The sequence below is a fragment of the Aeromonas sp. FDAARGOS 1417 genome, from assembly GCF_019046985.1.
Taxonomy (GTDB): Bacteria; Pseudomonadota; Gammaproteobacteria; order Enterobacterales; family Aeromonadaceae; genus Aeromonas; species Aeromonas veronii.
Genome location: NZ_CP077221.1, coordinates 500888 through 514428, shown reverse-complemented (window position 1 = coordinate 514428; position 13541 = coordinate 500888). Strand labels below are relative to the sequence as shown.

The window sequence follows — 13541 nt, the reverse complement described above, 5'->3', positions numbered from 1 at the left end:
GTCATTACCGTGACCGGCTTCGCAAGCGGTTCTTATCAGCCCCGCCATGCATGGCCCGTTACTGGTAAACCCGCCACAAAGGGCGCAAGCTGGTTTGATATAGAGATACGCTGCGCTCTTCGCGGCACGACAACGCGATACCCGCTTTCACAAGGGCTTGCCATGACCGACGCCACAGACCCCTCGCCATCCTCTTCCTGGCATCTTTCGGATATCCGCGAGCTGGCGCAACTGCTGACTCTGGCGCTGCCCGCCGCGGTAGAGATCACCGAAGCGGTACATCAGGCGGTACTGAGCGGTATGGGGCTCAAGGGACGGGATGAGGGAAAAACAGCCGGGATCACCGGGCTGGTCTACAAGGGGGTACATGGCACCGCCAACAACCTAAGCAGCGGCATCAACCATCTGCTCAGCCGCCTGCCAGCCACTCCGCCGCCCCACCAGATCCCCGAAACCCCGAAACGTGCAGCCCTGATCGCCACCCTCAACGGCGTATTGGGGGACAAGCTGGTCGAGCACCACAATGCCCTCGCCACCCCCATGACCCTGCGCTATCGGGGCAAGCCCCTCGATTGGCAGGCGATGCCAAAGGATCTACCCCGCGAGGGACGGGTGCTGCTGATGATCCATGGCCTCTGCATGAACGATCTGCAGTGGCAGACCGAGCATCAAGGCAAGCCGGTCAATCACGGGGAGCAACTTGCCAACGCGCTTGGCTATCAGCCTCTTTACCTGCGCTACAACTCGGGCCTGCCCATCGTACAAAACGGGCAGCAACTTGCCCTGTTGCTGGAGCAGTTGCTCGCCCACTGGCCGGGAGAGCTCAAAGAGATAACGATAATGGGCTACAGCATGGGCGGACTGGTTGCCCGCAGCGCCTGCCACCATGCCGACGTGGCCTGGCTCACCTGGCCTGCGCACCTTGCCAACCTGATATTTCTCGGCACACCACACCACGGCGCGCCGCTCGAACATGCCGGTCACTGGCTGGAGCAGTTGCTGCCCGCCACCGCCTACAGCGAGCCCTTCGTCAGGCTAGCGCGGCTGCGCAGTATTGGCATCAAGGATCTGCGCCACGGCAAGGTGATCGACGAAGTGGCCCAACCCGACCCCGCCGTGCCCTTGCGCGATTCCCGCGTTCCACTCCCCTTGCCCTGCAGCGTCAACTGTTATGCCATCGCCGCGACCACTGCCACCAAGCGCAGCCTGCTGGCCGACCGGCTGATTGGCGATGGACTGGTGCCGCTACGCAGCGCCCTCGGTCAGCACAACGAAGCGCGCCATCAGCTGGCTTTTCTTCCTGCCCATACCCTGATTGTCTATCGCACCAGCCATATGGCCCTGCTGGCCAGCCCACAGGTTGGCCAGCAACTGCTGCGCTGGCTCAGCCCCTTACAGTTATAGCGAGTGGCTATTAAAGCAACAGAGTGTTGGTTCACAAGGTATCCCTGTGGCACTCTGGGACGTCAAAGGGAAGACCCACACTGACACCTGATGTGTCCCCACTGCAAAGGAGCGCCACCTATGGCCAAAGTATGCAAGAAAGAGATCAAGAAGAAGATCGCCGCTCGTCTTGAGAAAATTGCCAAGCATGAAGGCAAGATCAAGAAGCTGAAGAAGGCCCTGAAGTAGGGCCCATCGCATAAGAGAAACCGCCAGCTGGCGGTTTTTTCATCCCCCTTTCGCCCCTTTACCATCGTTTTGATACCGATGGCCTTAATGTAAACGCCTCAAGCACACCTCAGCAAAACAGCCCGACTGAAACCACGCGCTTTCCCATCTCAGCTATTTGGTCTAACAGCGCCAATCGGGCGCCGCGCGTGTCCATGCCAGCAACTACCTTCAACGGAGTGTTTGATATGAGCCAGCAGTGGAGCGCCATATGTTCTCTTACACCCTCACCTTCAAGGATGATGTCGATCGCCTGACCGCCCCCGAGAAGGAGATCACCTTGCAGAGCCCCGCTCAGGCGGGCGATTTCCTTATCCTCTCCGACGGCAGCCGCCATCAGGTGATGTTTGTCACCCACCGCGCCCACTACAGTAGCCTCTATCTCGATAAAGGGGTCAGGGTGCCGCAGAGTTAGTGGCTATCGCCTTCAATTGATGGGGCTGAGTGAAATATTCACGCCGGAGACATAATGATCATCGCATCATGTCAATGATCCTTTATCTCTATCACGATATATCTGAGGAAGCGCGATGAAAAAATACAACATTGTCTTATATCAAATTCAATTTATTTAGCCACGGAAAAGCAAATCATACCTCACAAAAACGAACCACCATCACTCAATATCATTGACCACATCCTTGGTCCGTTATAACAATTACTTTGCTGAACATATTATTCGCAAGTCATTATTAGTGATGGAGTTATCACAATGAATAAAGTTATCTTACCCATAGCATTAATTACCTGTGCCACGCTCGCTCACGCAGAGTCCAGCACTATTATCAACGGTCTGGATTTTGGTCCATTAGCTCAGTTGGCTGGCACATGGAAAAGCACCGATACTGGTGGTGTAGATGTAGCACCCGGCCAGGAGGGTAGCAAAGTTGGCAAAGGGGGGCCGGCAGTGGAACCCTTTTACGAAGTCATTACTTTTGAACCGGCTGCCGATGCTAAAAATGCCAGTGAACAATATCTGGTAGCCATGTATTACAAGCAGGAAGTATTCAGAAAAAGTGATAATGGGAAATTTCATGACCAACGCGGTTATCTGATTTATGACAAGACCAATCAGCTTGTTTACAACTCATACTGTATACCTCGTGCAGTCTGTGTGGTCACTGAAGGCAAAGCGGGTAACAAAATCGAGTTCAAGACGGGCAAGCGCGGTATTGCGGAAAGCAATTATATGACCATTAATGATTCCACCACGGATTTCTCGATGACTCTGGACTTCTCAGAGAAAAATCTCCTCAAATACAGTCAAACCACCAACCTGATGGTGTATGGCAAGCCATTCGCACACTCCGATAGTGCATCCTTGACCAAAACCAATTGATGTTTCATGGCCAAGGTATTCATTACCTTGGCTTTTTTATATTCGTCGATAATCTATCCTGATGGCATCCCTATCCCACTCGGGATTGAGCACACCGGCATACCAAAGTGTCAGAATGACATCCATCTGATTGTTATGCTTCACAAGCTTGCCGCTCTTACAGGCCGAGATCACTTCCAGCCATAACTGCTCGGGATTAATCGGTTTGGTAATATCCTTGTGTGACAATAAATCAATGGCAGCCAACACATATGCTCTGGTTTTGGTCGCAGCTACATAATGAACTGGCATGATGCAACTGATACAACCAAGACTGCAAAGAGTCAGAAAAGTTACCTTTGGATTATTTTTAAATTTTCCTGTGCTGATATCATCACCAAATGCTTCAGCAATAGCCATATCCCAGGCGGTGACATGACCGTAATTATTCTGTACCATCAGATGAACAGCTCTCAGCGCTGCACCACCATATTTACCATAGATAATCATCACTAATCCCTCCGTTTGCCATATAGTAAGGCCGAACAGGCGAGATAGGCTAAAATAAATATCAATCAAGACCATCGATTTTTTCCATTGATAACAAATCCATTTTTAGCTGAATTAAACATTGATCCATATCAATATTATATCTTTATCTACCGTAAGGCTGACTGGTCGATGTCAGCCTTCCAATATCATTCATCAACATCCATTTTCGTGTATAAACAGGTTCACCCAGCCTAGAGCACCTCTATCTTTACTTTGATAATCCCGTCGCGAATATTGCCGATGGCGCTAAAGGCTGATTTGGAGAGATCGATAATACGCCCGCTTTTAAAGGCGCCGCGGTCATTGACCTTGACCACTACACTCTTGCCATTGGCGAGGTTGGTAACCCGCACCATGGCGCCAAAGGGCAATTCCATATGGGCGGCGCTATTGAGGTTGTTGCGATAGCGCTCGCCGCTGGCGGTCTTTTTGCCATGATAACGGTCGGCATAATAGCTGGCATAGCCGGTCTCGCTATAGCCGCGCCAGCTGCCGCCGTGACTCTCGTCATAACGGCTACTACATGCCGCCAGCAGCAGGCAAAGAGATAACAGCAGCCCTTTCTGGATATGTTGCACCTTTCCCCTCTCCTCTCTTCTTCTTTCCACTCTGCGCTATTTTTCTTCTTCGATACGGCCGGTGACGTTGGCGACACGCTTGTAGGCGGGAGCTCTCACCTTGCCATAGCTCCAAGGCACTCACCATGTTACTCGCCTTGTTGTCAGGCAGCAGCGACGGTGCGGCTACTTTGCCATATCTTCCATGTAAAAAGGGAGGCAAATGCCTCCCTTTCAACTAGTTACCGGTCATCCCGTGTCGGATGGGCCAGAGACTTCTCAGGCAATCAGCTTGTCATCGGCAAAGCCGAAGCCGCGCAGGCCTACCACATGCACATGCTCGTGCTTGCCCTGTACCTTGCGGATGAGCTTGTAGGTGGTGCCCTTCTCGGGACTGATGTTCTCGGGCGCCGCGATAAGCAGTTGCATATCCTGCCGCTCGCACAGCTCGAACAGGGTGGCGATGGATTTGCCATCCAGACGGGCCGCTTCGTCGAGGAACAACAGACGGCAGGGGGCGATATCCTTGCCGCGCAGACGGCGGGACTCCTCCTCCCAGCTGATCAGCACCATCAGCAGGATGGCCTGACCGGTACCGATCGCCTCACCGGTAGAGAGCGCACCGCTCTCGGCACGCAGCCAGCCATCGGCCCCGCGCTGCACCTCGATCTCCAGCTCCAGATAGTTGCGATAGTCGAGCAGCACGTCGCCCATCACCTGATAGCTGCGATCCCCCTGCTCTACTTGCGGGTTCAGGCGCTGGAACAGCTTGGCCATCGCCTCGGAGAAGCTGAGCTCCTTGTCAGCGAACAGGTCGTTGTGCATGGCGGTTTGATCGGCCAGCGCCGTCAGCAGACGGGTGTGAGCCTCGCGGATATTGACGTTGAGGCGCACCCCGCGCACCAGACCGAAGGCGATGTTCTGCAAGCCCTGGTTGAGCACCCGGATGCGGTTCTGCTCGCGGCGGATGATGTTGGTGATCTTGGCCGCCACCTCGTGGGAGGAGAGCGACAGATGGGTTTCCCGCTGCTTGAGCTCGTCTGCCAGACGCGCCAGCTCGATCTCCATCTCCTCGATCGCCTCCACCGGGTCATCGGAGCGGATGATGTCGTTGCGGATGCGATCTTTAAGGTAACGGTAGACCTGCACGTAGAAGGCGACCTTCTGCTCGGTGCTGCGGTTGCCCTCGGAGAGACGCAGCGCATCGCGCAGGGCCTCGTCGTGTGCCACCGCCACCCGCAGGGCGCCGAGGGCCTTGTCCGACATGGAGCGCAGCTCGTCGCTGTCGAGGTACGCCAGCTCGCGCTTGTTGAGGCGCTTCTCGACGTCGGTCTCCCGCGCCAGCCGCACCACCCGCGACCAGCTCGCCTTGTGACCCACCAGGGATTTACGGGCGCTGTAATAATCCTTGCCTTCCAGCTTGAGACGACCGCCGAGGGATTCAATCTCGCGCTTGGTTACCTGTAACTGGGCCTCGGCGCTGGTGCGACGGGAACGGGTGCGGATCAGCAGCTCTTCAATCTCTTTCTTGTGGGCGCGCGCCTTCTCTTCCATATCGTCAGAGAGGGTCAGGCCCATGGCCGCCAGCTCCTGCTCGAACTCGGTCAGGGTCTGGCGCTTGGCCTCGACGCTGGAGTTGAGGGCGGTGCGCAGTTGCAACGCCTCGGTGTGACGCTGGGCAATCTGCTTGTGCTGCTCGCCGGCGGTGCGGGCGGCAAGCTCGGCCGCTTTCAGCTTCTCTTTGAGTCGCTCGCTCATCTCGGACGCCTTGCCCAGCAGGTCTTGCGCATCCTGATAAGCAAAGTGCGGCAGACGGGCCACCAGCTGATCGAGGGCATAACAACGTCGCTTCTGCTCGGCCAGCAGGTCGCTCACCTCATCGTAAGCTGCCTGCAGCGCCGCAAGATCCTGCGGATCCTGACGCAGCACCTGCACCATGGTTTCCAGTTTTTCCAGCGACTTACCGTGTTTGGCGATAAAGGCTTCGGCCTGTTTCAGCGCTTCCACATCGGCGTGAGCCGCCTCGAGGCGGGCCGCCAGATCAGTCTCGGCAAACAGGTGGGCAAAGGGCAGCATCCCCTGCACCAGCTGGATATGGCGGGTCAGCTGGGCGGCGGCCGCTTTGGCATCACTCAGCTGCTTGTCGCACTCACCGATGGCACCTTGCAGCGCGCGCAGCTCGGCCTGTTTGGCCTGCACTTCGGCTTCGGGGTCGGGGCGGAAGGCGATATCCAGATGCTGGCCGATAAAGTCGCGGAAGTGACCGTAGAGACGGTGGTACTTCTGCTGCTCGAAGGCCGCCTTGGCGTAACCCTCGATCAGCCCTTCGCGTTCAAGATCAAGTTGCTCGATCCGTTTTTCCCGGGCGGCGCGACCAAACAGCGGCAGCTCGGGATAGCGGGAGAAGCGTACCTGACGCTTGCTGGTGCGCACCAGCACGGCGTCCCCCAGCTCGTCCGCTTCCACCAGATCCTCGTCAAAGGAGTCGGGGTTGCCCTGAATCAGGTAGATATCTTCCGGGCAATCCTCCAGCTTTTTCAGCCGCTCGATGGCGCCTTCAAGGTCGAGCACTACCAGAGCGCTGCGAGCCGGGCCGTAGAGCGCGGAGTAGTAAGGGGCATCGTCGATGGAGATATCGTCGTAGACATCGGAGAGCAGCACGCCCCCCACCTGCTCGGCGATGCGGGCAAGACGGGGATCCGCCTCGCCAGCCCCCAGCTGCAGGTTGCGAATTTGCAGCTCCAGCGCCTGTTTCTGCGCCGCGATGCGGTTGCTCTCCTGCTCGAACTCGCGCTCCTTGTCGAGCACTGTCTGCATACCGGCCGAAAGCTCTTCGGCGGTAGTCAGCGGCAGACCGCTCTGCTCACGCAGCTGCTCGAGTTTTTCAAAGGATTTGAGCCAGCGCGGCGCCAGCTTGGTGAGCTCCGCAATATCGCGACCCAGCTGGGTGCCCTGATGTTCGAGGCTGGCACGGCGCTGATTCACCTCGGCTTGCTGCTCGGAGAGCTCCTCCTGACGGGTACGCTGGGCTTCGAGGAAGATCTCCAGCTCATCGCTGCTGGCAATCAGCTGGCCGGAGGCCTGCTGCAGCTCATCGCGCAGCTTGAAGAGACTCTTCTGGCTTTCGCTCTCTTTCTCGAGGCGAGCCAGCGCGGCGCGCAGCCCCTGACCCTGCGCGATGCGAGCCTTGTCTTCGATGTGACGCTTGAGCAGCGCCTGCGCGGTGGGCCAGGCGGCCTCGCGCACTGTTTCCGGAGCGATGCTGAGCAGCAGCGCCAGCGCCGCTTCGTGCTCGGCCACTGCCGCCTTGGCCAGCGCCAGCTGCTGCTCGGCCCCCAGCACCCGGCTGGTGAGGCTCTGCTCGGCGCTACGGAACTGATGCAGGGTGTCGCTCGCCTGTTCGGCGGTGAGCCCCGGCAGCTCGCACTGCTCGCGGGCAGCATCGAGGGCCTGCACCGCCTGACGGTACTGGATGGCGCGGGTCTGCTGGATATCGAGCGCCTGCTGGTAGTCGGCCAGCTGGGTCTTGAGGCTGTCTACTTCTGCCTGCGCCAGCTCCTTGCGCTCTTCCACCTCCAGCAGCTGGCTGTGGATCTCTTCCACTACCGCCTGCTGCTGCTCGAGTTTGTCAGAGAGATCCGCCAGATCGGCGCGGTACATCTCGATCTTCTTCTGCAAGCTGACGGCCGCCATCACCTTGGCCAGATGCTCAGAGGCAGACTCCAGCTCGTCGGTCAGCAGTTTTTCGCGGTTGGTGAGTTGCTCCACCTCGTCGGCCAGATAGATGGCGCGCTGTTTCTCTTCGGCCAGAATGCGGCGCTTGTCGGCCAGCTCCTGGCGCGCCTTGAGGGCCAGCTCGGAGAGGCGGCTCTTCTCGGCGGCGTTGCGCACATAGTCAGCCGCCACATAGTGGGTGGTTTCGGTGATCAGGTTCTTGAACAGATCCCGCTGACCTTGCGTCTCCTTGATGGCCTCCAGCGTGCGGCGGTTTTCATAGATGGCCGCCTCCATGTCTGCAAACGCCTTGCGCACCCCGGAGTTCTCCGGCAGCAGGTATTCGCGCAGGGAACGGCTGATGGACGAGGAGATGCCGCCGTAGAGGGAGGCTTCGATCAGGCGGTAGAACTTGCCGCGATCTTTTTGATCACGCAGCTTCTTCGGGGTGATGCCGAACTCGAACATGAAGTTGTGATAGTCGGTCACCGTATTGAATTTGGCGACTTTCAGCGCCCCCAGCTCGGCGGCCGCCCCTTTCAGATCGGTAAAGGCGCGCACCCGCCCCTTGCCGCCATCAAGCTTCTCCAACAGCAGATCGGTCGGCGCCAGATTTTCCGGCACATCCACCAGCGCAAACGGAGTGATGTTGACCTTGTTGTCACGGTTGGCCACCTGCTCAAGGTGAACGCCGACCCAGATCCGCTGTTCGCGGCTATTCATCACTTCCAGCAGGGAATAGCAGTGACCGCGCTGCAGCTTGCCGTAGAGCCCCTTGTCACGGGAGGCGCTGCTCGATCCCGCTTCCGTAGTATTGCGGAAGTGAAGCAGCGACTGGTCGGGGATGAGCGCCGCGATAAAGGCCGCCATGGTGGTGGACTTGCCCGCGCCGTTGCCGCCGGAAAGGGTAGTGACCAGCTGGTCGAGATCGAAGGTCCGGGCAAAGAAGCCGTTCCAGTTGACCATGGTCAGGGATTTGAACTTGCCTCGCACCGGTTATACCTCCAGATCCAGTTGTTCTTCATCGAGATCCGCCTCGATGTCATCAAAGAGCGAGTCGCTGCTCGGCATTTCGTCGTCGTGGAAGATGGCTTCACCCTCCTGGATCATCCGCAGCTGGACGGCGCGCGGATCTTCATCGGAGCGCACATCCGCGGCAAAACGGAACACCGATTCATTGACCCGGAATTTATCCCCGTTGCCAAGGGCGGTGATCATGCCAAGGCGACGCAGACGGCGCATGGAGGTGCGGATCTTTTCGAGCAACTTCTTCTTGTCGAGATCGGTACCGCCAGAGCGGCTGTTGACCATCCGCAGCAGTTGCTTCTCGTCGGCGAGGCTCAGCACCTCCTCCTGCAGCTCGGCCATAGCGAATACCCCTTCGGAAGCCAGACGATCCGGGCTCAGGTAGAGGTAGCAGAGCACCTTGCCCACCAGCATATCGAGCTCGGAGAGCACAGTGGTGCCGATGTCGGAGCTCGGGCGCGGGCGCAGATAGAAGAAGCCTTCCGGCGCCTTGATCAGCTCCACCTGATAGCGGCCGTAGAAGATCTCCAGCTCGCTGTGATATTCGACCAGCGCCGAGTGCTGCTCGAACTCGTCGGCACTGATGTGACGACCGGAGCGCAAGGCGGTGTCGATGCGCGGAAACAAGGGGTTGGCAATCGCCTCTGCAAGCCGCAGCGGCAAGGGAAACTCAGTATTGATCAATGACATAGGCCTGAACCTTGGATCCAGCTTGGTTAATGGGTTTCCATGCGGGTTGGCGATGAAGTTCGCGCTCGCCGCTGGCATGGCCCAGGCGCACGGCCTGGTCGATCAGAAGACGCGCCACATCGAAGTGGGCATGGGCCGGGTAGTCCAGCAGGTATTCCCGCAGCACATCGGCCAGATCCAGCTGCTGGCCCTGCTCGGGGTAGCGGGCCAGATAGCGCTCGATCCGCTCGGCCAGCTCCTGGTTGATGTCCACCATCTCGACGTACTCCATCTCGAGTGGCACCTCACCGGTCACCTCCTCGTCGTGGATGGCGATGGTTTCATCGCGCAGCTCCAGCAGACGGGGCTCTTCGGCCACCCGCAGCTGCCAGTTGTGCTGCTCGAAGTTGCGAATGGACTCGCGCAGCCGCTGGCTGAAGGCGCGGTTCTTGTCCATATCGATGGCGTTGCGGATAAATTTGTGGACGTGCCTGTCGTAGCGGGACCAGAGCTCGATGCACTGCTGACCCCAGCTGGTGATCACATCCAGCCGCCCCTGCAAGGCGTGAGTCAGCTCCTCGACGTGGAACAGATCGTCGCGCCCCTGCGCCGCTTCCTGAATGTTGAGCAGCCCCGCCTGCAGGCGGTGGCCGGCAGCGTCCAGGGTATCCTGCAGCTCGCGCAGGGTCTGGCCGGTTTCGTGCAGCAGTTTTTCGCAGCTGTGAATGGCATCGACCCAGTTCTGGGTCAGCAGGGCCGCGATTTCGCTTTTGACCTGATTCTGCTGCTCATCCATGGCGCGCTGGGTGAGATCGATGCGCCCTAGGGTCTCTTCCAGCGAGAAGGTGAGGCGCGGTAGCACCTCCGCATCCCACTGCTCGCGGGTGTTGGTCTCGAGCGCCGCCTTGCGGGCGGTGTCGAGCTCGGCAGCCAGGTGTTCGAGCAGAATGGAGAGCTTGATGGAGTCAACCTGACGCTGATCCATAAAGAAGTCGACAATGCTCACCCCCAAGCGAGACAGGCGGTAGAGGCTCTCCCCCGCCACCATGTCGGTATTGAAGCGCGACAGCAGCTGCTGGCGAATGAGATCGTTGATGGCGTTGTTGGCGCGACCGGTGAGGGTCTCGTCCATCTGGCCGAAGGCGCTGCTGACATAGCCAAAGGCATCGTGCAGCGCCGCTTCCGACAGGTCCGACTCATCTTCGGATAGCGTCTTGATTGCAATCAGAAAGGCCAGCCGGTCGGTCGGCAGGCTCAACGCCAACCCCTCCTGCCTGACCCACCCTACTAGCTCCGGCAAAGAACGCTCTGGCAGGGTACGGGATGTACTCATCATGATGTTGTCATCTCGTTGTTGTATTGGGCGCAAAATCGTGCGCGCGGCTACATCCGGTAGCATCGAAAACATGGTTCACATTTAAGTGAACCGCGAGCAATCAGCTGGCCGGCTTCTGGGCCATCACATGGATATAGCGACCGAGGGCGACAAAAGGCTCCTGACGGCAATATTGCTGCTCCATGGCCAGCAGATCGTCGAACTTCTCCACCTGATCCTGCTTGTGACGCATATAGTCGTGGATCACCCGCACTCCGGTCTTGCCGATGATGCGCAGCCCCCCGCGACCAATCCAGTCATAGACCTGCTCCGGCAATTGGGGATTGGTGGGCGTAAGCGCAGTCTGGCGCTTCTTGCGAAGACCAAGGCGCACATAGTCAAAATTGCCCACCACCAGGCTCTGGAACAGCAAACCATGACGGTTGTAGAAAAGCAGCGACAGTATGCCCCCGGCATTGACGAAAGGGAACAGACCCAGCAAGGTCTGGCGCGGCTCGGCGAGCCACTCCAGCACCGCATGGCAGAGCACCAGATCAAAGGTCCCGGTCACGTGTTGCTTCAGATCCTGAATGGGGCAATGGATGAGACGAATTTTGTCTTCCAGTCCCTTCTCGGCGATCTGGCTGCGAGCCAGCTCCAGCATTTCTGCTGACAGATCGCACAGCTCTACCTGATGGCCCATGGCCGCCAGCTTCTGGGCGAAATAGCCAAAACCGCCCCCTGCATCGAGGATGCGCAGCGGTCGGTTGCCAAGGCGGGCCAGGCAGGCTTCGATGTCGCTCCAGACAATGGTGGTGCGGATGCGCCCCTTGGTGGAGTCGTAAATGTTGCGGGCGAACTTGTCGGCGCGCCCGTCAAAACTCTGATCGTGCTTCAAGGAGAAACTCAACATTAGCGCCACAGGGTTGTGGCCATCCCAAAAAAGAGAGGTATTCTGTCACATCCCGAATTTGCTGAAAACTCAAGGAAGTGTCTGTCGTGTTTGTGCTCAAAAAGTGGCTGGGTCAGCTGTTGATGCCGCTCCCCTTCTCCCTCTCCCTGCTGCTGGTCGCCCTGCTGCTGCTCTGGTTCACCCGATTTCAGAAAACCGGCAAGCTGCTGGCCACCCTCTCGCTGCTCATTGTGGCGCTGATGGGGATGCGGCCGGTGAGCTATGAACTGGCCCGCGGGCTGGAGCAGACCTACCCGCCGTTCGAGGTGAGCCAGCATCCCAACATCGAGGCCATCGTGGTGCTCGGCAACTGCCATGTCAGCGACCCGGCGGTGCCCGAGCGCTCCTGGCAAAACAATATCTCGCTGGCACGGACTCTAGAGGGGGTTCGCCTTGCCCAGGCCTATCCCGACGCCGAGCTGGTGCTCTCCGGCTATGTGTCGGGGGATACCCTCTCCAATGCCGAGGTCAATGCCCGGATGGCCGAAAGCCTCGGCATACCCCGTTCGCGGATGACGTTGTTTGAAAACAACAAAGACACTCATGATGAGGCGGTCAGTATCAGCCGCCATATGAAAGGAAAAGAGGTGGCGCTGGTCAGTTCTGCCACCCACCTGCCACGCGCCATGGCCCTCTATCAGGGTCAGGGACTCAATGCCGTGCCGGCCCCCACCGATTACACCGCCAAGCAGAGCCAGGTACCCCAGCCCCTCTACAGTTATTTACCCAAAGGGCGTTATCTGATGTATTCCGAAGCTGCTATCCACGAATGGATTGGGGTATGGTGGGCTCGCTTGCGGGGGCAGGTTAACGAATGAGCGATCAAGCGTTTCATTCCTGATTTGGATCAGGAAAGCGAAAAAAAATTACGTCATTTGCCGCCGGGTCAGCTATCTTGGGCTCGGTTCAATTCATATAATGTCGCGCAATCAAATGCCTAGGAGATATACAAGATGAGACAGCACCTGGTAATGGGTAACTGGAAACTGAACGGCACCAAGGCTTCTGTTGAAGCTCTGATCAAAGGACTGACCCCGGCTGCTGCCGCTCATCCTTCTGTGCAAGTCGCCGTCTGCCCGCCGGTTATCTTTTTGGGTCTGGTTGAGCAACTGACCGCTGGCAGCAAGATTGCCTACGGTGCCCAGAACGCTGACGTTCACGAGTCTGGTGCCTTCACCGGCGAAAACGCCCCCTCCATGCTGAAAGCCTTTGGTTGCACCTACTCTCTGGTTGGCCACAGCGAGCGTCGTACCCTGCACGCAGAGAGTGACGACGTGGTTGCTGCCAAGTACGAAGCCATTCAGAAAGGCGGCCTGATCCCGGTTCTGTGCATCGGTGAAACTCTGGAGCAGTTCGAAGCCGGCGTGACCAAGAACGTGGTTGAGACCCAGCTGAAAGCCGTTATCGACCGTTGCGGCATCGCCTCCTTCAACAACGCCGTTATCGCTTACGAGCCGGTATGGGCCATCGGTACTGGCAAGACTGCCACTCCGGAGATCGCTCAGTCCGTTCACGCTCACATCCGTCAGTACCTGGCCGGTTTTGATGCCGCCGTTGCTGCCAAAGTACAGATCCTGTACGGCGGTTCCGTCACTGGCGCCACTGCTGCCGACCTGTTCGGTCAGCCGGACATCGACGGTGGCCTGGTCGGTGGTGCGTCCCTGAAAGTGGACGACTTCTCCCAGATCATCGCTGGCGCTGCCAAGTAATCGCTGATTACGGCAAAGAGAGGGGCTCGTCCCCTCTCTTGTATCGCTTTTCCTATGG

The 13541-nt window shown here is 58.2% G+C and carries 11 protein-coding genes; 5 read left to right on the top strand and 6 right to left on the bottom strand.

All coding sequences use genetic code 11. The annotated features are described in order from the left end of the window. Window positions 1-162 precede the first annotated feature (162 nt). The 3 genes from I6L47_RS02290 to I6L47_RS02280 all read left to right on the top strand — a co-directional run bounded on the left by I6L47_RS02290 (window position 163) and on the right by I6L47_RS02280 (window position 3010). Entirely contained in the window at window positions 163-1404 is a 1242-nt protein-coding gene (locus I6L47_RS02290; protein ID WP_216948557.1) for a triacylglycerol lipase, read from the top strand. A 478-nt stretch (window positions 1405-1882) separates the two neighbouring features. Beyond that, window positions 1883-2086, top strand: a complete 204-nt coding sequence (locus I6L47_RS02285) for a hypothetical protein (RefSeq protein WP_216948556.1) — start codon at window positions 1883-1885, stop codon at window positions 2084-2086. Window positions 2087-2383: 297 nt separating this feature from the next. Then, window positions 2384-3010: a heme-binding beta-barrel domain-containing protein gene (locus I6L47_RS02280; protein ID WP_216948555.1), complete on the top strand. Its 627-nt coding sequence runs from the start codon at window positions 2384-2386 to the stop codon at window positions 3008-3010. Between the two features lie 36 nt (window positions 3011-3046). Here I6L47_RS02280 and I6L47_RS02275 read toward each other — a convergent pair whose 3' ends face one another. The 6 genes from I6L47_RS02275 to cmoM all read right to left on the bottom strand — a co-directional run bounded on the left by I6L47_RS02275 (window position 3047) and on the right by cmoM (window position 11720). Beyond that, complete coding sequence (locus I6L47_RS02275; protein ID WP_254204799.1) at window positions 3047-3574, bottom strand: hypothetical protein; 528 nt, start codon at window positions 3572-3574, stop codon at window positions 3047-3049. Between the two features lie 158 nt (window positions 3575-3732). Further along, window positions 3733-4119 (bottom strand): septal ring lytic transglycosylase RlpA family protein, encoded by a 387-nt coding sequence (locus I6L47_RS02270; RefSeq protein WP_216948554.1) that lies wholly within the window; start codon window positions 4117-4119, stop codon window positions 3733-3735. A gap of 258 nt (window positions 4120-4377) precedes the next feature. After that, window positions 4378-8805, bottom strand: coding sequence for a chromosome partition protein MukB (gene mukB, locus I6L47_RS02265; RefSeq protein ID WP_216948553.1), 4428 nt, complete (start codon window positions 8803-8805; stop codon window positions 4378-4380). Between the two features lie 3 nt (window positions 8806-8808). Further along, on the bottom strand, window positions 8809-9528 hold the full coding sequence (mukE, locus tag I6L47_RS02260; RefSeq protein WP_005345759.1) for a chromosome partition protein MukE: 720 nt from the start codon (window positions 9526-9528) through the stop codon (window positions 8809-8811). Next, a complete protein-coding gene (gene mukF, locus I6L47_RS02255; protein ID WP_005345760.1) occupies window positions 9509-10843 on the bottom strand; it encodes a chromosome partition protein MukF in 1335 nt (444 codons plus the stop codon). The genes mukE and mukF overlap by 20 nt, the downstream gene beginning before the upstream one ends. Window positions 10844-10943: 100 nt before the next feature. Continuing rightward, a complete protein-coding gene (gene cmoM, locus I6L47_RS02250) occupies window positions 10944-11720 on the bottom strand; it encodes a tRNA uridine 5-oxyacetic acid(34) methyltransferase CmoM (RefSeq protein ID WP_031227571.1) in 777 nt (258 codons plus the stop codon). A 101-nt stretch (window positions 11721-11821) separates the two neighbouring features. Between cmoM and elyC the strand changes: the two genes are divergently transcribed. After that, entirely contained in the window at window positions 11822-12592 is a 771-nt protein-coding gene (gene elyC / locus I6L47_RS02245) for an envelope biogenesis factor ElyC (RefSeq protein WP_216948552.1), read from the top strand. A gap of 135 nt (window positions 12593-12727) precedes the next feature. Continuing rightward, entirely contained in the window at window positions 12728-13483 is a 756-nt protein-coding gene (gene tpiA / locus I6L47_RS02240; protein ID WP_120414341.1) for a triose-phosphate isomerase, read from the top strand. Window positions 13484-13541: the final 58 nt, after the last annotated feature.